This is a genomic window from Litorivicinus lipolyticus (assembly GCF_009650135.1).
Classification (GTDB): domain Bacteria; phylum Pseudomonadota; class Gammaproteobacteria; order Pseudomonadales; family Litorivicinaceae; genus Litorivicinus; species Litorivicinus lipolyticus.
This window is the reverse complement of sequence record NZ_CP045871.1, coordinates 1,228,928-1,249,250: the sequence shown is the minus strand read 5'-3', so window position 1 is coordinate 1,249,250 and position 20,323 is coordinate 1,228,928. Positions and strand designations below refer to the sequence as shown.

The window sequence follows — 20,323 nt, the reverse complement described above, 5'->3', positions numbered from 1 at the left end:
TGCGTTGGGCGCGCGTCTGTTTAAACCGGAGTCCAGACCATGCCCACGCCCCCAAAAGAAGGCAACTTAGAGGCACCCACTCGTTACCCGCTTAAGTGGCGAGAAGAGTCCTACTACGACAAAGCAGCATTGAACCAAGAATTAGAGCGCGTGTTTGATGTCTGTCACGGTTGTCGCCGATGCGTCAGCCTATGCGACAGCTTCCCCACGCTGTTCGACCTCATTGACGAGAGTGAGACTCTCGAGGTTGATGGCGTCGACAAAGCCGACTACAAGAAAGTGGTCGACCAATGTTACCTGTGCGACATGTGCTACGTCGCTAAATGCCCATACGTTCCACCCCACCCCTTTAATGTCGACTTTCCTCACTTGATGCTTCAGTACAAAGCCATCGAATTTAAGGAATCCGGCGGAAGCGTGCGGGATAAAGTTCTGTCGAGCACTGACGGGCTGGGTCATATGGCCGGTATTCCACTGGTGACCGAGACTATTAATGCGGTCAACAAATGGTCCCCTGCTCGTGCGGTCGCAGAAAAGGCGTTGGGCATTCATAAAGATGCCTGGCTGCCCGAGTTTGCCAGCAAAAAATTCCGCAGCGCGGCCAACCCCAACCTGTCCTTCGACGTAAAAGACGGCAAACGGACACCCGGTAAAGTTGCCTTGTTCGCAACCTGTTATGTCAATTACAACGAACCTGGCATCGGCCATGATTTTGTCGCCGTTTTAGAACACAACGAAGTGCCGTGGACTGTTGCCGAAAAAGAAGTCTGCTGCGGCATGCCGAAGCTCGAACAAGGCGACCTTGACGGGGTGGACCGGTTAAAACGCATTAACATCCCTCACCTGGCTAAACTGGCCCGCGAAGGGTACGCGCTAACCAGCTTAGTCCCCAGCTGCACCTTGATGTTCAAACAGGAATTACCGCTGATGTATCCCGAGGATGCGGATGTGCAAGCGGTCAAAGACGCCTTTTGGGACCCTTTTGATTACCTGGTGCAGCGAACAAAGGATGGTCTGTTGAAAAACGACTTTAACGTCGAGCTCGGCACCATTGCCTACCATGCACCCTGTCACGGCCGGGTCCAGAACATTGGCAAAAAGACCGAGGCGTTCTTGAAGACGCTGCCCGGCGTAACGGTCAAAACCACCGAGCGCTGCAGTGGGCACGCGGGCACTTACGGCATTAAGAAAGAGTTCCATGAAAAGTCGATGAAGATCGGCCGTCCGGTATTTCGTCAGATGAATCAGGCAGAGCCCGACTACATCAGCTCGGACTGTCCCTTGGGAGGGCAGCACATCGCCCAGGGAATTGAGCAAAACCATCAAAACAACCCAGACCTTGCGCACCCCATTTCATTGGTTCGTAAGGCATACGGAATTTAGGAGGCAACATGCCACATATCAGCCGTGACTCTCTGCTGTCGCTTGAGCAGTATCACCGCCAGCGCGACACCCTTCGCACCGAAGCGATTGAGTGCAAAAATCAGCGCCGTATCTACCTTGGAGATCATGTCACCTTGGCATTTGAGAACGAGGTTACCCTGCGTTATCAAATTCAAGAGATGCTACGGATTGAAAAAACCTTCGACGATGAGGGCATTGAGGATGAACTGGAAGCCTACAATCCGCTGATCCCAGATGGCACCAACTGGAAAGCGACGATGATGATTGAGTATGTCGATGCCGATGAGCGAGCCCAACGCTTGATGGAACTTAAGGGCGTCGAGAATCACCTATACGTTCAAATCGCCGGCTGTGATCGAATTTACGCCATCGCCGATGAGGACCTTGAACGCGCTAATGAGACCAAAACCTCCGCCGTGCACTTTGTCCGATTTGAGCTGGACCCGGGCAGCATTAATGCGGTCAAGGCCGGTCAAAGCATCGCAATGGGTATTGATCATGCGGCCTATAACGTCCGGGTCGACGAAATCTCACCCGAAGCACAGGGATCGCTGACACAAGATCTGGCGTAGCGTGTCGCTGGGTGCCTGCGCAAAGCAGGCACTTAGCCCAGTATGGCGCCCCGATGTGGATTCGAACCACAGGCAGTCCGATTGGCCGCAGCGGTACCTATATCACTTCATGTCTTGGCATGGATAACCGGCGCCGTGTGCGTAATTTGTGCAGTTGGCTTCGCCGTAAGGCTTTGTTACGTCAAACCGATCGACTCAATCGTGGGTCGACCACACCCTAACTTTCCCGGCCAACTGACTTGACTCAGCATCCGTATACGCCAGCGCCCAGAACCCAGCACTTGGAAACTCAACCGCATCACCGGGTTTGTCCAATGTCTGCACATATCGATCATTCAGCACCACCGTGACCGGATACGTCGCCCCGACAATCACAGGCGTAATGCGCCGTTCACCGGGTGGAAACGCCAACTCGGTTCCGTCCGCTGGGAAGGCCAGGTGTATTGATGGGCGACCCGAGTCGTGTCGCGGGATCGGTGGCCCCGTCGCCACCGAATAGGGGGCGGCCGACTCGGGCAAAAGCCCAAGCACCTCAAGCGCCAAGGGGGCGGCCGATGCCAGCCCTGTGCTGTGCGGGCGTGGGTCGTTGTCTGGGCTGCCCACCCACACCGCCACCACGAAATGATCGGTGTAGGCGATCGCTAAGGTGTCGCTGCCACGCGGACCTGTTCCGGTTTTTAATCCGAAATTATTTAGGACGCCTCGACGTGGGACATTCGCCGGCAACGCGGCCTGGCGCAAATGGAAGTTAGTTCGGGCGGCGGATGGTTCATCGATGATGGATTGACCCGGCGCAGCCTGGTCGCGTGCGACCCAAGTAACGCGCCTGGCCTCGCCCCCATTTAAAAACGCGATATACAGGCCCGCCACGGATTGCAATGACACCCCGATGCCACCAACCGCCGCCGACAAGTTGGTTTCACCCTCGACATCAATGCCCGCCTGGCGCACCCGCGCCATGAAGGCGGCTGGCGATAACCGGTCCAAGGCCTCGACCGCCGCCCGGTTGTGCGATTGCGCCAATGCCTTGCCAAAGGTTTGTGCGCCTTTGTTGGAGCGATCAAAGTTCACCGGGCTGTAGCCGCCAAAATCATGCGGCGCATCCACGTAGACTTCCTCATAACGCAGCACCCCCGCCGTTTCGGCCATGGCGTATATCAGCGGCTTTAACGTCGAGCCGGGTGAGCGAAAGCGCTGAGAAAAATCGATCGCGCCTTTGCGCTGGCTATCAAAATATCCCGTGGAGCCGGCGTGGGCCAGCAAGGCCCCGTCGCGGCCAACGACCAACACCGACAGGTTCTCGCGCTCGGGCAGCCACCAACGCTGGGATAATTGGCTGACCTGATCCTGTAACGCGGATTGGATCGTCGTCGTCACCCGCCCACTATGCCCCGCCATCTGGGCGCGATCCGCCAGGTGATGGTTGCCCTGCGCAAACCGGTGTGGCTGGCTTGGCAGCGGACTCAGGATAGCGTCTTGATAGGCCTGGTAACTCAGCAGTCCGCTCTCAAAGCCCTTGCGCAGCACACGGTCCCGCGCCGCCCTCGCCTGCACCGGATGTGTGTCCGGGCGGTGCCGGGCCGGGCTCTGTGGCAGCGCCACCAACAACGCTGATTCGGCATGGCTCAGATCACGCGGGGCTTTGTTAAACCAATACCGGCTGGCCATCTCGATGCCCTCCACGTTTGCGCCAAACGGCGCCAAGGTGAAATACGCATTCAAAATGTCCTGCTTGGAAAAATGACGCTCCAACCACAGAGCACCGAGCGCTTGGCTGGCTTTACCTGCCAACGTCCGCGCATGCGGCCGCAGCAACCGGCTGACCTGCATCGACAGCGTCGATGCCCCTGACACAATGCCGCCATGGGCCAAGTTATTTGTCGCCGCGCGCACAATTGCGACCGCATCAACGCCACCATGGGTCCAAAACCTGCGGTCCTCGTAGGCCAGCAACAAATCGATGTAGGTCTGGCTGATCCTGCCCTGGGGCGCTAACCGATACCGATCCTCGGATACCCGCACGTGCAGCCAATGACCCTCCGCCGTCGCTAACACCAGGCTTTGCTGACCCAGCGCGGTTAGTGGCAGGGCCGAGGCGTGAATGAGCCACTCGCCAGTCAGGCCCGTGACCAGCACCAGGACCCCCAGCCAGGCGCCCCACCATGCCTTCAGGCTAGCGCGCACGGACGGTCAAGGTCAGTGACGGCGATTGCGCGTTCAGGCTCGGGTTTAGCATGTTCTCCACCGCCGCCCCCGGGTAGCGGTACACACCCGGCGTCACCGCGCGCCACAACGACAGCGTCCGCAACCAACCGGACTTTGGCGGATTGCTGGCTAGCGTCAGTGCATCCGAGCGTTTTTGGAACCGGGTAATCTCGGTCACCCGCGTATAGCGATCATCCAAGTAGACCGCGTTGCCCTCGTCGTATTGGCGCGTGTCCTCGCCCATGGATTCCAAAAGCCCGATGGCATCTAAACCGCCCAGATTCGGGTTCTCGACTTCCAACCCGCCCGGTGCTTTTTCCTCGACCAGCCATTCGCCATCAACCTGCACACCCTCGGTGCGCGTGGTCACCACACTCATGATCAGATCCCCCTGGTTAACCTCGATATGTTGCGACTCAGTCGCCAGCGGCAACGGGTTGAACTGGGCATCGTAGCGATACAGAGTGCGCTCGGTGCGGACCGCGGCCGGCGTATCGGTCAACCAGCCAATCGCCCGGCGCAACGCATCCGGCGCAGGCGCATCGGCCCGGGCACCGGTGGCCGCAAAGGTCACGTACAGCGGTGTATCGATCCGGCTTTCGATCACGCGCTTTACGTCGTCGATCGGGATCACATTGGGGTGCGCATCACCGCTCAAGGACCAGTCGGCGTCATTCGCACCACCAAGTACCGCCGCTGCATTGACCGCGCGATACACCCAGGCCTTTTCCTGGGTGCTGAGCCGGCGCTCGTCGCTAAACGAACGGTCCATCAGGCCAATCGCATCGCGGCTAAGGGCCGCTTGTTCGGCTTTGATCGCGTAATAGGCGGTCGCGGCACGGGCTCGCAGCGGCGAGCGGTAACTGGAATAGCGATACGCCGTGGTATTCGACTGGGTCGCGGCCCGTAATGCCGCCCGCGCCCGCGCGTCGTCCCCCGTCACCGCAAAACCGTAACCCAGTTGCGCCAATGCGGTCGGTGATAGGTCCGAGGCCTGTTGCAGCAAATAACGCATCTCACCCACGTCCGGCTGGCCCGACTCGGCTAGGTGCATCAGCGCGTAGGCTTTGACATCGGTATCGGACGCGCGCGCCAGGTTGTTCAAGTTCGGCCGCATGGCGTCGATCATGTTCACGCGCAGGCGCTCCAGTGAGTCAAACTCGGCGCTGTCAAACACCCGGTCGGGTATCGGCAGGCGCAGGAAATCCAGTGCGTACAGGCTGAGCCAGCGTTCGCTGTCGCCGCGCCAAGACCACAGGTTAAACAAGCCGGACGGTTGCTGCAGATCCGCCAGCCGCCGGTAACTGCGCGCCAACTGTCGCTGCGCCTGTGCAAAGCCCACGGATTCGGCCGTGGCCGCGTCCATCAACGCCAGCGGTATGGCCTTCGACACCGTTTGTTCCAAGCAGCCATAGGGGTAGCGGCTCAGGCTCGCCAGCAGCGACGACGCATCCGGCATTGGCACCCGTGAGACCGATACCGACGCGGTGCCATCTTCGAGCGATTCCAGCATCGACATTGGCAGCGATTTGGATCCGTTAGCGGGTAACTCAAAGCGTTCGCGCAGCGTAATAATCGATCCAGGTGCCCGCGCCGTTACCGGCCAGGCGTACGACAACACCTCGCCGTCCGCAAGCTCAACGTCCAGTGCAATACGCCCCGCGCCGTTAGCCGTCACCGCGACCGGCGTGCGCACCGTTTGCGTTTGCCCGGCACCTTGGAAGTCAACGGTGGCCAGGGGGCGTTGGATGCTAAAGGGCCCTTCGGTGCGCCACGTCAGTTTCGCGCGTTGGGCGTCGCCTTCGGTCAGCGTCAGCCCGGCACTGGCGATAAACTGGTCACCGTGGGCCAGGGTTCGCGGCACCGACGAGGTCACCGCCACCGGGTCACGCACGGTAATGTCACCGCTGGCTTGAAGCGATCGCGCGCCATCGCTGCCCATAACATCGACCCGCACCCGGCCGTTAAGCTGGCCGATATCCACACCGATCAGCGCCTTGCCGTTTTTGACCCGGACCGGGTTGCTTTGGCGTGCGATGGTTTCAAAGAAAGTGGCCTGTGCATCGGCTTCACCACCCTCGTCACCGCCAATGGTCAGCGTTTGCCCGCCAAAGTCAGACAGCATCCGGGCGACCAAGCCGTAGCCGTCATACAGCGTCGCATCCAGTGCACGTTTACGCGTAAACCAATCATGCGGTGCGGCCTTGGCATGGCCGGTCAGGTTCAAAATCCCGACATCGACCAGGGTCGCCACCACCGTGGCGCCATCACGGGAACCGGGCGCGTCAACTTCGATCTGGACGCGGGTGTTGGGCCGGACAAGGTCGGGCAGCGTTAGCCGGGTCGCCTGCAAAAACCGCTCCGGCTCAATCGTTAGGTGAGCCGCGCCCACGGCACGGGATGGCCCGGGGGCATCGGGTTGTCCGGCACGGTAGGCCTTGGCCAAGATATAGACCTGATCGGCGGACTCCGGCGGTGTCACGCTGATTTCAGCTTTACGATCCACCAGCGCCACGTCCAAGGTTTGATGAACACCCTCGCCCACAACCATGATTTCGGCGCGGCCATTAAAGGGTGCTTCCAAGGTCACCGTCACGGCCTGACCCGCCGCCGGTGTCGGGTTCGAGACCGCCATGTCGAGGGTGTCGGGGATCGCGGCATTGGCACCCGAGGTGCTCCACCACCCTACTTGCAAACGGGTCTGGGTCGGCTGACCGACCGAGGGCATTAACTCGAGTTTGTAGCGGCCATACGCCAATGGCGGCAGCGTCAAGGTGCCAAGCCCGTTTTCGACCATGACGGTTCCGCTGTCGCGTATGCCGACGTCCTGATAGGTGACGGAGTAATTCCAGTCACCATTTTGGGTGTACCAGTAGTAATCCCAGTCCTCTTTAATCAACCGCCAACGCACACCACCGTCATGGGCCTGGCCGGTGAAACTGTCGGCGACCATCACGCTGTATTGGGGTTGGCTGTTGGTGGCATACCAGCGCGCACCGTCCACGGGCTTTACACCCACCCAGCGCGGCTGTGTGGCGACAAGGGTCGATGTGGCCTGGCGCGTAATACGTCCTGACAGCTCTTCCAGCTCGGCAGTTAGCGACAGCCGCTGCGGTACCGCCGCGCCGGCCATGGCTGACAGCACGGCCGGCGCAAAGCTAAAGCGGGCCTCACCGCCCTGGGCCGTGGTCAGCGTGGTCGAATCCAGCAGCGCCATGCGATCGTTTTGATCATCCAACCCGCCAAACACAAACCCGTCAAACGCGGCGAACGCCCTCCGATCGGGCTGTTGGCGCAACGTCAGCGTAATCGGCCGGTGACTGCCCGGCGCACCAAACAAGTAATCGCTTTGGGTGTTGACCGTCAGCGTGTCGGCCGGACTGATCGCCACCGGAACATCATGGATCGCCACCTCCATGGTTTCGGGGACAAAGTCCTGAACCTGAAAGCGGGTGCGCCCGATGACCGATTCGCCGCGTTTTAGCACCGCCCGGTACGTGCCGCGCTTGGCAATGGCACCGAGCTGGAGCGAGGCCGTGACCAGTCCATTGTGATCACTTTGGACGGGACGGCGATCGATACGCTTGCCATCGGGGCGCACGACTTCAAGCAGCAGGCCGGTCGATGCCAACGGCTGTTGGTCGGTGGCCCGGGCAATGCCTGAAAAGTGAACCGACTCGCTGGGGCGATAGACACCGCGCTCGGTACGCAAATAGGCACTGCCTAATACACTGGATTGGGCGCCCTGAACCGGCAGTTGGCTTAGCGACAATGGCGCATCCAGTAGCGATAGGTAGCTGTGGCCCTGGGAATGCTCGGCCGCCAGCAGCGACGGACGCTGACCGTTTGTACCGTCCAGTAACGCACTGGGAATACGTGCGTAGCCGTCTTGCTCGATCGGGAAGCGACCTAAGGCTTCTGAGTTGCGCGCATACAAGGTCACGCTGCCGCTTCGTATCAGCTGTGCGGTTGTGTAGTCACGGATCGACACCCAAATCGCATCGCCGGCCCGCGCGGCCGATAGGGCCATGGCCGATGGCACCACCGTGATCGATTCACGGTCATAGCGGCGATCACAGGCCGTGTCGCGACACGATGACACTTCAATCAAGGTCGCCGTGCCCGCCGGCAGGCCCATCGAGCCCAGCGCAATCGAACCCTCGGCTTGGCCATAGCGATCTGGCGTTAGCTGGATGATTTGCTGGTGCAATAATTTTTCATCCGCCCGTGACGTGTAGCCGAGCCGGTCCAGCCCGCCGGACTGTAACGCGCGAATGGCGACCGCAGGCAAAATGCCCGACACCCGCACATGCAAAGCCTCGCGCCCGGTCGCCCGGTACTGAACCACAGGCGACTTGCCCGCCGGCAAGGTGACGACACCACGGCCGTTGACCAGCTGCAGGCCCGGTCGCAGCGCCGGCGTGTTCGCGCGTACCACTTGATCCGCTTTAAGTGCGCCGGCACTCAGCGGCAGCCCCTTTCGAAATCGGATGTCGTAGTCGGTGGACGGCTCCAACCCAGTGATGGTCAGGGTTCGGTCCTTCAACAAAATGCCATGCTCGACGTCGCGCCCGGCCGTGTCGGTAACACGCACAAAGGGCCCCAAAGCGGCCGCCGGATCGATGGCTTTTTTCAATTCATAGCGGACTTCGGCCTTGCCACGCCCGGCGCTGTATTCGCTATTTTCAAGCGGCCGCGTCAAGGCAGTCACCGCGCTGATACGGGCTTGATAGGACTGCGCCAAACACGGGTCGGTGCGACAGTTGTTGCGTTCGACGACCCACGCGCGTTGCCGTTTACGCAGTTCGATTAATTCGGCGGTGTTGCGCGTGGCATCGGCGTAGGCCTCGGCCAACGCGTTGTCCAGCGCCGACAAGGTCACGCTGTCACAGATCATTTGGTCCGGCATGTTAACGGTGCCGGCACAGCTGAACGATGGCTGAGCCGCCGCGGCAGTGCTGAGTAGCCATAGGCTTAAGCTAAGGAAGTGGCGCATAGGTTTCTCTCTGTGAATATCGGAACGTCGTTACTCGAAGTCCAGGCAATTGGGCACCGCAGTCCCTACGTGAAAAAAAGAGGCCACCGGCAGTGTCACAGTGGCCTAAAGCCGCGCCGTCAGCGCGCGGACCTAGCAGGGTGTCGAGCGTGGCGCCCTGGCACTTCGCGCTGAACTTCCAGCGCAAACCCCTGATCGGTCCAATGCGCACGCACTATGCGAACGCTTTGGATATCAAAGGGCACCACAGGGCGCCGCACGCCGTTATTGCTGAGCAGAATGAAGTCCTTCATGCACCGGCACCTCGAAGCTCAAACGCAATTCAGCGCGGCGATCGTGCTGCGCATGTCCGGTGGGGACGGTTTCACCCAGCCCAATCCAGGTCACGGATTCGCCATTCATGCCGCGCGCGATCAAATCACTGGCGACTACCGCGGCCCGGGTTTCACTGAGTGCCTGATTGGTGCTGTCCGATCCAGTCGGATCCGCGTGCCCCACTACCGCCACATTGAGACCGTCGACGGCCTTGCCGGCTTTGGCCAGCGCATCCAACGTGGGTGTATAGGTATCGGCGATCGCCGCCGAATTGGACTCGAAGCGCACGGCCACGGGCATGTCGGTGACCAGCGAGCGCAGCGCCAAAACCTGGGCATCTTTGGCGCCCGCTTCGGCTTTTAACTCGGCGACCAGGTCGCGCTGTTGTGCCAAGGTTTGGTTGGCAACCGCCAATTCACCCAGGGTCTTGGTGAGGGCCGATTCCGATGTCTGCAATTCGTTGTCTTTGATGCGGTCAACGCCGATAAAGTTGCCAAAGGTGGCACCGGCGACCAAACCAACGGGGCCACCCAGTAGCGCACCGATCACGGCACCGGCGCCGACACCCGTGTGTTGGGGTAATCGGTCGGCGGATTCGGACGCCAAAGCGTTCTGGGTAAAGCCAAGGACGAGTGCAACTGCTGCTGCGGTGGTTAGGGTCTGTGGATAGTTCATGTCGAGCTCCTTTTTTAAGTGGAGCCATTAAATAAGGATCTAGATCACCAAGATGGGAGAGAAAGCGGACAAACAGTGGAGAAGTGATGGAGGGCGTTGGTTGTGGTAAAGCGTTTGGAAACAGTGCGTGTTGCGGGCTAGTTGGGTGGGGGGCTTGGGTGAACCACTACAAAGTTCATCAGCCTAACCTTATGACCGAATTATCTAAAAATGACGTAGGCATCTGCCATTTCGAGTGCGAGACTCTCACCACCCAGTTTAAGGAAAATAAAAGATGAAATTAGAAACTCAAGCCTTGCATGCCGGCTACACCATTGACCCGACAACAAAGTCAGCCGCCGTGCCAATCTACCAGACAACATCCTTTGCCTTTGATGATGCTCAGCACGGCGCCGACCTTTTCGACCTTAAGGTGCCCGGTAACATCTATACCCGAATCATGAATCCGACCACGGATGTCTTTGAACAACGGGTTGCCGCCCTCGAAGGCGGTATCGCAGGCTTGGCGGTCGCATCCGGTATGGCGGCAATTACCTACGCCATTCAGACCATCGCCCAGGTCGGCGACAACATTATTTCAGCCAGCGATTTATACGGTGGCACTTACAATTTATTCGCCCATACCCTGCCCCGTCAGGGTATCGATGTGCGATTCGTTGCTACCAACGACATCCAAGCGATCGCGTCAAAGATTGATGCGAACACAAAAGCTTTATTTTGCGAGTCGGTGGGTAACCCGTCCGGTCGAGTCTCTGATATCGAGGCGCTTGCCGCGGTGGCGCACAAACATGGTATCCCTTTGATTGTGGACAACACGGTTCCCAGCCCGGCTTTATGGCGCCCCATCGAACAAGGCGCGGACATCATTGTCACGGCGGCGACCAAGTACATTGGTGGCCATGGTAATTCGATAGGCGGCGTTATCGTCGATTCTGGAAACTTCCCTTGGGCTGATCACGCCGAACGATTCCCGCTTCTGAATACACCCGACGTTTCGTATCACGGCGTTGTGTATACCGAAGCCTTTGGCCCTGCGGCCTTTATCGGTAGGACACGGGTTGTACCGCTTCGGAACACAGGGGCGGCCATCTCCCCCATGAATGTTTTCCTCTTGCTTCAAGGCCTCGAGACACTGGCTTTGCGGATGGAGCGCATCTGCGAAAACACCCAGAAAATTGCCGAGTTCTTAGAGCGGCATTCGAGTGTAAGTTGGGTCAAATACGCAGGCCTACCTTCGCACCAAGATCATGCCTTGGCTCAAAAATACATGGCAGGCAAGGCGTCGGGGGTGCTGAGTTTCGGCGTCGGCGGCGGGCGCGACGCAACGCGTAAGTTCTATGATGCGCTTCAGGTTTTCCTTCGCCTCGTTAACATCGGTGACAGCAAATCATTGGCGTCAATTCCTGCCGAGACAACGCACCGACAGTTGAACGACGAGGAACTAGCGTCGGCGGGCGTGACTCACGATATGGTGCGGTTGTCGGTGGGTATCGAACATATTGATGATCTTTTAGCTGATCTGGAGCAGGCCCTTAACGCAGTGTAAGAGAGTGTCACTGGAATCCACTTGATGGACTGTCTGTCTGCGATTTTGTAAGCAGGCAGACATTCAGTTGCACGACTGCCCTTTATTTTGGCGCCCCCATGTGGATTCGAACCACAGGCCTTCCCCTTAGGAGGATAGTGATCTGTGGATTTTGCATTACAGATCAATGAGTTGGAGGCTCTTATGTATACCTGTGCATTATTTGTGAATTTAAAAAATTTGACCCAAGCCGACTCATAGGTAATGTTTCCCTCGAACCATGGAATCCAATATGCTTAGTCCCAGCTTAGAAACATCTTGTGGCGATGCCGAACGGTTCAAAGCATGAGCCGGCGCGAGAACTACACGGATAACGCTCCAATGAAGCGGCGCCTATTCCGAAGCCTCAAAAGCGAATGTTCTGCCACTTCGATATGAATATATCGAGGTTGTACGTCAGGACACCAACAATTATCTGTTCGGTCATTACCACTGGAAACGGCCACACACGGCCAACAAAGGCAGAGCACTAGCGTTGGCTGAAGAAAAACCTAAAACGCTGTCTGAATTTTGTTGATCAGTACAGACCAATAACTCTGCATTCCAATTCTAAAAATCCACTAATCAACCAGCCTGACTAAACCGCTAATTAGTGTACTTCACGCACCATAACGACAAGAGTGAAGTACGGACTGCAACGTCTCTAAATCGGAACGAGTTGCATCTTGCGGCCTCACCCCGGCATTGCTAAGCAAATTCTGATCTAAATTTTTTACTCCTTCAAAAAAGTCACCAATCATCTTTTCGACCACATAATAGAAATAAAGAGAATCATTTGAGCGATACCAACTCTCTTCTCTAGCTCCTTTAACCTGCTCACGCTTTTCGACCCTGACTAAAGTCGTCTTAAACACCACAAATCCATCGATTGCATCAATAAAAGAAATATCCATCGACAGGCCTCGAGCGATTTGTTGTTTAGACGCGTTTTCAGAACTGACTCTACGCATTACTTTATTGATCGAAAAATCAACATAAAACGAAGCAACATCGTCATCCATATCATTAAAGATTGCTCCAATCTCAGGCTCTTTGTCGAACCGAGACCGCAAAGTAGAACTTAAGTAGTCAGTCATGACGAATGGAAGGACACTGGCATCGAACGAATTATTCGCTGACACACCAATCATTGAGGCAAAGAAATTCGAATCGAAGGCTTCATCCAGCTTTAATGAAAACAACGTGTCCAACGCCCTGGGGGCTACAGTTGCCGATCGAACTCTTAAATGGCGAGGCTCAAAGAAGCTTTCATCAACAGCCATTCCACTAACTAGCTTCTGGAACTTCGATAAAGTGGAAAATCCTTCGCTACCCATCAGCGTTTCTAAAACGAACCTATTTTCAGAATCACGACTAGTCCGAAGCATGCCCCTGTTAAACGCTTTTACCGGCTGGCTATAAACCAAGTTGATCTGGCCTTTCCTCTGCCTTGGCAATACTAACGAGTACACCCTAATTGAAGAAAATAAGTAGTAAAACGATATGTCGCGATTACCGTCTGAATCTTCCCCCGGGAGCTCGCCAGGAAGTACATCAATCCTCAAAAAGTTCTCGTAATCGAACCCTAAAGAAAAGATCAAACCGGGATCTGACTCATACGCAATCTTCATTCCCGGACCATTGGTAATCAGTCCGTTGAATCCTGCTTCCAGATTAGTGAAGAGCGCATCGGTCCAGAGTCTCCATCCCTTTTGACCATCAGATTCTAATGACCGGTTGACCCGCTGAAGTCTTAGATCGATTTCGTTGCTTGGTACGTTAAAGCCACTGCCGCCCCAAACCACAGGTCTTGAGCCAAGGTTGGCGTGGCTAAACGGCGCAATTAACGACCCTAATGGAATCATTGCTAAGCCAGCCGGGAACCTGAGAATCTGACGCCTCTTCATATTTAGGCCCTCTTAACCGCCACGAAGGAAAGACTCTTCTTCGCTGATATCATTGGGGTCGGGCAAGGTCACGTCTGATGCCGCTGCCGCTCGACTTTCGGCAAATGCCACCAAGCAAGCTGAACGAGTCAGACTATTTAAAGCCTTGGCTTTTTCACCAATATCAACATAGGAGTATTGACCAGAAAACGCAGCACCCATTAGCCCGATGTGCATAGTCTGAATGTCATTAATAAGCGTTACCCGGTCTTTAAGAGCCTTAGCTAGCGCATCTTTCTTCGCCGCATCCATATATTGTGGTGTTTGTATCCGCATAATGCTGATTGCCTGATCTAATTCAGGGTCGGGTACTCCGCCGAACGTATTCTGCCCCTCTTGTGATATGCGAGCGGCCTCTGCACCCTTAGCCTCAGAGCGCGACTGGGCTTTCGCTGACACGAAACTGGCTGAAGTATTTTTATTCAGTTCTTGAGCTTGGGCTCGCAAGGAGGACACGTTAACCACCCAATTAGCAGGATTGTAAGGCGGTTGGTCGCCAAACATTTGAGCTCGCATCTGCTTCGCCTGCTCCACTTGGGAAGCAAGCCTCCAATTGGGAATGCCGCCGTTAGCAGCCCAGTCGATCGTATCAAAGCACAACTCACATGAGCGTCCGGTGGCTGACGAACTACTACCAAGCTTTTGTGCCTGGTTATCCCCAGATTGAACGATGTAGTTGTCGAATCGCTGCTGGTTATTATTTTGAATCAACTCCCAACGCGCCGACATCGCAAGCGCTAGGCGAGATTTGATTGATACAGCACTTCCGTACTTTCCAGGTTCTCTGGCGGCCTTTAAAAGCCTACCTGGTAATGCTTTATCTTTGAGTAATGGTTCCAATTGAATTGCAACTAGCGCCATCACCAGCTTAGATTCGGGTATCTGGATATCTACAGCGCCCCAGCCTTCCGGTTCCTGCTTTGAGGCCTCGATTACTTGCGCGAGCTTAGTCAAAGATGGATCCATCATTAGCTCGACCCCCCTAGAGCGGGCCTCACCACTCCATATTCCTCCGTCAGTTATTACCTTTGGAAAAGTAACTCCAATAACTGGACGAATCTCTTGAGCGAACAGCTGCTCCCTAATTTGAAGTTCCGCCAAGCCCGGATCGATGTTGAAATACTCGGAAACAATCGATTCAGGACGCCCGGATAGACTCATAGGCGTATAATTGGTCAAACCGAATACGCTATCCTCGCTTTCACAGAATCCCAAAGCACCTGAGTTAGAACTTCTCTCCGAACTGGAACTGGAACTGGAACCGAACGTATTCTTAGCGGTAGCAGACTTTGCAGTGGTAGTCACCTCATTAGTCGCAGGTTGCTCGGGTGCAAGTTTTTTTAATTTCTCACCCAGATCTTTTAGACCTTTCAGATCAAAAGCAGAAACGCTCGCCGAGCTTAAAAGCGCCGTTATTAGTAAGCTTGCTGAAGTCTTTCGCATCATAATTTCACCATTAATCTGTTTTAAAAAGGCCATTAAAATCACTAGATTCATTCTTGGGTCGTGTATTCCTAAAAGAGTTCTCAGCAGGCCCTGCTGACCCATAGTCAACCCTTGTCACAACAAAAAAACTCGTTTCAAGCTGATTTATTAATTCGAGCGATCCGCTCAAAAAGGGAGGTCCGCATCGTCCTCGCGGACTCGCCAGGGCTACACGCGACGTCACCGTTCTCACGACAGCCTCGCAAAGCGGTTTGAGGTTCTCCTCAAGAAATTCGCCCGTATATGGGTCGCGCAAACCACCTAAGCTCTCATGGACCTGAACGACATCTCCCGAAGCAAAGAAACCGTCACCTAGACCCAACGTCATGAGCTCTCCGTTCCACCCAACAACAAGAGGTGGATAGATGTGAGAAATAAGCTGTTTACTCAGCTCTGACCCCATCACCTGCAAACGACGCTGCGTACTCGCTAAGTCCCCAACCTTTAGAAATATCGGTAGGCTATTCTGATATTTGATCTGGCCTGTGCTGTACTCAATCACATCGATCGAAATCCGGCCTCGCAAGCGATTTTGGCTTTCAGCAAGCTCGTTTAGTCCGACAAGTATCACCAATTCCGGAGCTGCAGTACCCTGCAGTCGAGCAAGATCTTCTATACGACCGTTAATCTTGATGTTGTCGATAAAGTTTTTAATTTCTGATCGATTATTATCTTGGATAACAGCAAACTTTCGACTTTTGATAAGGCCTTCACTAACTGCAGATGACAATATGTTATTGAGTTCAGAGTCAAATATTTCCGCTGCAATCACACTAACCCGTTTACGACTAAGTTGAGCCGAATCTACCAGCCGATATATCTCAGCCGACACAATAACTTCGACCAAGCTTTTAGCGTTAATACTCTCAGAGACAATCCCCCACGATTTAACAACGCCTTTTGTAGCTTGCGAAAAATCCCTGTCAATTTCAGAAACCCTTTCTGACTCAGTTAGGGCTACGCCATTAACCTTTGATGTTTTTTTTCTAGATCGTTTTGCGACTTGATCAAGTGCGGAAACTGCGGTCGGATTTACCTTCCCAACCGCTTCAATTAACGCACGGGAGACTGCTTCAGAACGCTCTATCGAGGACCCTTTGCCTGTTACAGTTATTACCTCCAACTTTTGAGCTGAAGCGTAATTTGCAGTCAGGGATAGGAAAAATACGTACCAACAAGCGGCGACTAATTTACTTACTTTACTAGTCATCTTGTCACCTATAAACGGTTAGCGAACGCGCTAACTATCTCTGCCCCAGCGAGCCCTGTAGCTTTTGATATAGCGTTTGAAACTGCCTTATCTTCGGTTGTCCCCTCACCATCACGTCGAACTGAATCTATCGATGCGACTCGCTTGGGAATTCTTCTCGACAAATCGAATATTTGAACGTTTACAATTGCGCTGGCATGCACGATGCCCTGCTTTAATTCGATACTATCAATATCTATCGTTCCTAGAACAAAGAACTCTCCAGCTAAACAACCGTCATCACGCGTCGCATCAAACACACCTTTTCTCATGGCTCCAGGCAGATCTCCCGAAGCACGTTCGAGAATCGCAGACATAACCACGTCCGAAGAGGGCCCGCCACAATTTGCTGCGATGTCAGAATAGTCATACGCGTCAAAACCAGCGTTATTGAACGCTTCACTTAAGGCTCCCGTAACCTGCACGACATTTCCGACCCGGTACTCAGCTTCCTGGGAAACACGCGTACTAGAACCCGAAGTCCGCTCCACACTCTCAGTCGCAGTTTTAGCTCCTTCGACCGTGCGCTCTGTAACGCCAGAGGCACTTCCGGAAACTTCCTCACTGAGCACATTCTCGCTCATTTGCCGCCCTGTGCTCGAGGTCACTTTCTCTCGTTCAGCATCAAAGCTGGTTACCGACTGTTGCAATCGTGGAAGTACTAAAAATCCAATCGCTATTTCAGAGGTCACTGGATTTGAGCGCGTATCTCCGCCAACAATTACACGCAAGAGGGTGACGTTTACGATTCCCCGCCCCCCAACTTGTATTATTTTCTTCTTCTCATCCACACGCACTTGTGGCCCAGCAGAAATCGTCACCAACTCGTCAAACCTTGCTTCAATTTTTTGCTTGTTTGACGGCTCGTCATACTGAATTAGTTCAGCCTGAGGAACTGACAGGAGAAACTGGCTCCATACCTCCGACGCTGCATTATCGATAGCTGCCTGCAAATCTTCAGGTTTAGGCTTTTTTGAGAAAAGAGCTGGTTTATAGGGGATGCTGTAAGCAAACTTGTATTCTTGCGCGGATGCCACAGACCCGAATCCCAATAAATATAACGAAGCGATCAATACGCAAACACGTTTTATGAGTAAGTTTTGCATTTGATTTAACCTTATAAACAATATTTATTTAATGAGCTGTAGACATTTTCTGCCTCTACTCGCCACTCGTATACGTTCGGGTCTTCATTGATTGAGCGCCTCATCCGAACGTTCATTTCATAGGCGCTTGAGTCAGCATAAATCTCATTGAGGGTCTTAATTTTATCTGCCTCTAGGCTGTCGCTACACACCAGCCCCACTAAATACGGGAGCGAGTCGCTAACAATGAGCAAATCTTGAAAATCCGGGTCGTCCAAATGCCCTAAGTCCCTCGACAAGTAAAATTCACCATCCCGCAATTTGATCGATAAACCTTCTGGATCAAGAAAGATATTGAACCTTAATTTTTTGCTCTCTTCACAATCCCAAAAATCGGAAGATTTCTTGTCTGTTGATTGACAAGAGGCTGCTTTTACCACTTTTGGCATTTGCGCACCGGCCGAAGAATCGGCTTTACAACCGGATAAGAAAGTCAGACCTAAGACAGCTAAAATCCGAAAGTGCTTGTCGCGAATCCAGTTCATATAAATCGACTCCTCGATGCCGCATCAGCCTTCTAAAAACCTCTGACGCGTGCGACAAACATTTCCAAGAGTCCTCGTTTCGAGAGGCCTCCGACTTTTTGAGGAAAACTCGCCGCTCCAGCGCCAAAGAAAGGCAGGCTCGACAATTTTTCGACGTCCGGACCATAAGGAACCATCCGCTTATGAGTCAGTTTCAACTCACTCCCCGCAATGCCCGCCTCTTGCAACTAACTGCGGCTAGAAATCACGCTCTAAGGTTCCCTTGTTGATAAAGGTGCCAGCTGTCCCTGATCCATCTGCCACTGCCCCAGACTTTGTTGCAGACTGGGTTTGTGTGGTTGGGCGAGTAGAGTCTTCGTATTTTTCGTTAACTGCACTAGTCCCCGAGTTACGCCCTTGCTGGATGAGTTGTTCATTGTTTCGAGTTGTTTCTGCAGCGGCTTCCATGCCAGCTTTAACACCAACTTTCACGCTCTGGTCGGCATTAAACTCCTTCAGTAAAGCGTATGTTTCAGCCATGATGCTTTCGGATTTGTGAGCTAGCGCGCTATTGAGATTCGCCACTGCGACGATAATTTCCTTGCCCGTCGCCGGATGTACGGTATCCACGGTACGAATTATTTCTAATCCATTTACGTTGGCCTCGACTGTCGCTTTCATTTCAATGGCAATATTTTTATAGACTTCGGGAGCAACTTTTCCGTCAACTTTTCGGTCTACGCGAGTTTTTTGTGCAGCCTTATCAGAGGTCACTTCGGACAGCATGGACAGAACCGCCCCCTGTTTGGCAAACAGCTCGGCCTCGATCACAGCGGCTGAATACTCGGCATCATCAAATGGCATCTCAACTGCAGATATTCCTAAAAAGTTTATGGAGCCATCGGAGGCTAAATAGCGGCGAGGGCCGACCATTATTGCGAGATCCTGCGAGTCGAGCCATTCGTTCAAAGACAACTTGGTAGGTCGAGGTTCGCCATTACCTTGGCGATTGAATACCTTTTTCGCATCATCCTCGAGTCGGGTACTCCAAACCATTGCGACAGCCACTTCAAGTACACCGCCCTTAAGCTCATCGTAACTATCGGCCGACGCGATCACGGTAGCCCCGAAAAGCGGCATGTTTGCGGCGAGTGCCATACGCGACGACACTTCTTTTTTCTTATTGTCGACAAGCTCTGCTTCTTTGGCCTCTATTTCGTTCTTTGCGGCCACGGCGTCTTTTTCCGCCTGTCGCGCTAACTTTAAGCGTTGTTTTAAATCTTCTAATTTCTTCTGTTTTGCTTCATCAATTGTTGATGGATCATAGCTGTCATCGAGCTTTTTAATTCCGGCGTCGAGCAACGACATCAACTTATCCGAGAACGTTGCCCCTCTAATCAGATCCGCTTGCGAGCGATCAACGCCTTCCAGTAATAACGCTACATCTTTTTGGGCTTGCTCAGCTTGCCTTCTCTGCGCCGCGATAGCCTGTCTGTAAATATTTTCCTTTTGCGCTATCTGTTTCATGACCGGATTTGAAAATTTCACAACTGAACGAAGTGCTTTGGCATCTGACGAAATCGATTCAATAATGTTGGCTTTTGCCATCAATTGAGCTTCTACAGCAAGGGAATCGCGTAAATCCATAAAGTCCGCGCTGTATGACGCAACGTTTGTCCGGGCGGATTGGATGTTGATGATCGTAACGTTGTCGCCTTCAGTAGTGCTGCCTTGGCGAATACCTTGCTCACGCAGAAAATTCGTAAGTGCTTGTTTGGCGGGAACGACTGGAGATGAGAGGCGTTCAGCGTCTGCTGCGTGCATACTTTGCGCTTGGTAAACAACATTTTGCCCAGGATCGGCACCAACCGCCGCCGCCCCAACCAGTCCAGCGACAAATAAAGCTTTTGTAATTGTTTTCATATCCTATCCATTCTCAGTAATCTGATTCTTTAACGCCAGTCGTGGGGGTTGATGGAGGTAGGAAGCCATGCGTTTCTGCGCTTCTGAGAGTACCCATGACAACTTAGAAATCTAACTTGGCCGCTAGTTGCAATAAAAGTTAACGTAGTCTGGTTCAAAGTTCTAGCTGGTTATAGGGGTCAAAAAAATCCGGACACCATTTTAGATTTTTCGTCGGCTGCGGCTGCGGCTGCGGTAGTGGTTATTCCGCCGTCACCCATGTATGACCAATTCCAGTCGTAATAACCGAACAACCAACGATTGATGTTTTGGCGCCCCCATGTGGATTCGAGCCACAGGCCTTCCCCTTAGGAGGAAAGTGATCTATGAATTTTGCATTA

The 20,323-nt window shown here is 54.1% G+C and carries 12 protein-coding genes and 1 tRNA gene; 3 read left to right on the top strand and 10 right to left on the bottom strand.

What is annotated here, in order from left to right; genetic code table 11:
* Positions 1-39: 39 nt before the first annotated feature.
* Positions 40-1,383: a heterodisulfide reductase-related iron-sulfur binding cluster gene (locus GH975_RS06280; RefSeq protein WP_153713706.1), complete on the top strand. Its 1,344-nt coding sequence runs from the start codon at positions 40-42 to the stop codon at positions 1,381-1,383.
* A gap of 8 nt (positions 1,384-1,391) precedes the next feature.
* Complete coding sequence (locus GH975_RS06275; protein ID WP_153713705.1) at positions 1,392-1,976, top strand: DUF3501 family protein; 585 nt, start codon at positions 1,392-1,394, stop codon at positions 1,974-1,976.
* Positions 1,977-2,171: 195 nt separating this feature from the next.
* Here GH975_RS06275 and GH975_RS06270 read toward each other — a convergent pair whose 3' ends face one another.
* The 3 genes from GH975_RS06270 to GH975_RS06260 form a co-directional block, all read right to left on the bottom strand.
* Positions 2,172-4,160, bottom strand: a complete 1,989-nt coding sequence (locus GH975_RS06270) for a transglycosylase domain-containing protein (RefSeq protein WP_153713704.1) — start codon at positions 4,158-4,160, stop codon at positions 2,172-2,174.
* On the bottom strand, positions 4,150-9,177 hold the full coding sequence (locus GH975_RS06265) for an MG2 domain-containing protein (RefSeq protein WP_153713703.1): 5,028 nt from the start codon (positions 9,175-9,177) through the stop codon (positions 4,150-4,152). The genes GH975_RS06270 and GH975_RS06265 overlap by 11 nt, the downstream gene beginning before the upstream one ends.
* A 264-nt stretch (positions 9,178-9,441) precedes the next feature.
* Positions 9,442-10,167: an OmpA family protein gene (locus GH975_RS06260; RefSeq protein ID WP_153713702.1), complete on the bottom strand. Its 726-nt coding sequence runs from the start codon at positions 10,165-10,167 to the stop codon at positions 9,442-9,444.
* Positions 10,168-10,441: 274 nt separating this feature from the next.
* Between GH975_RS06260 and GH975_RS06255 the strand changes: the two genes are divergently transcribed.
* Positions 10,442-11,713: an O-acetylhomoserine aminocarboxypropyltransferase/cysteine synthase family protein gene (locus GH975_RS06255; protein ID WP_153713701.1), complete on the top strand. Its 1,272-nt coding sequence runs from the start codon at positions 10,442-10,444 to the stop codon at positions 11,711-11,713.
* An 88-nt stretch (positions 11,714-11,801) separates the two neighbouring features.
* Here the strand turns inward: GH975_RS06255 and GH975_RS06250 are convergent.
* The 7 genes from GH975_RS06250 to GH975_RS06220 form a co-directional block, all read right to left on the bottom strand.
* Positions 11,802-11,892 (bottom strand) — tRNA-Arg (locus GH975_RS06250).
* Between the two features lie 459 nt (positions 11,893-12,351).
* Positions 12,352-13,596, bottom strand: a complete 1,245-nt coding sequence (locus GH975_RS06245; RefSeq protein ID WP_170272570.1) for a hypothetical protein — start codon at positions 13,594-13,596, stop codon at positions 12,352-12,354.
* 54 nt (positions 13,597-13,650) lie between these two features.
* Complete coding sequence (locus GH975_RS06240; protein ID WP_153713699.1) at positions 13,651-15,174, bottom strand: hypothetical protein; 1,524 nt, start codon at positions 15,172-15,174, stop codon at positions 13,651-13,653.
* Entirely contained in the window at positions 15,134-16,372 is a 1,239-nt protein-coding gene (locus tag GH975_RS06235) for a hypothetical protein (RefSeq protein ID WP_153713698.1), read from the bottom strand. The genes GH975_RS06240 and GH975_RS06235 overlap by 41 nt, the downstream gene beginning before the upstream one ends.
* Before the next feature lie 8 nt (positions 16,373-16,380).
* Positions 16,381-17,517: a hypothetical protein gene (locus GH975_RS06230; protein WP_153713697.1), complete on the bottom strand. Its 1,137-nt coding sequence runs from the start codon at positions 17,515-17,517 to the stop codon at positions 16,381-16,383.
* Between the two features lie 11 nt (positions 17,518-17,528).
* A complete protein-coding gene (locus GH975_RS06225) occupies positions 17,529-18,041 on the bottom strand; it encodes a hypothetical protein (protein WP_153713696.1) in 513 nt (170 codons plus the stop codon).
* A gap of 237 nt (positions 18,042-18,278) precedes the next feature.
* A complete protein-coding gene (locus tag GH975_RS06220) occupies positions 18,279-19,943 on the bottom strand; it encodes a hypothetical protein (RefSeq protein WP_153713695.1) in 1,665 nt (554 codons plus the stop codon).
* Between the last annotated feature and the right edge of the window lie 380 nt (positions 19,944-20,323).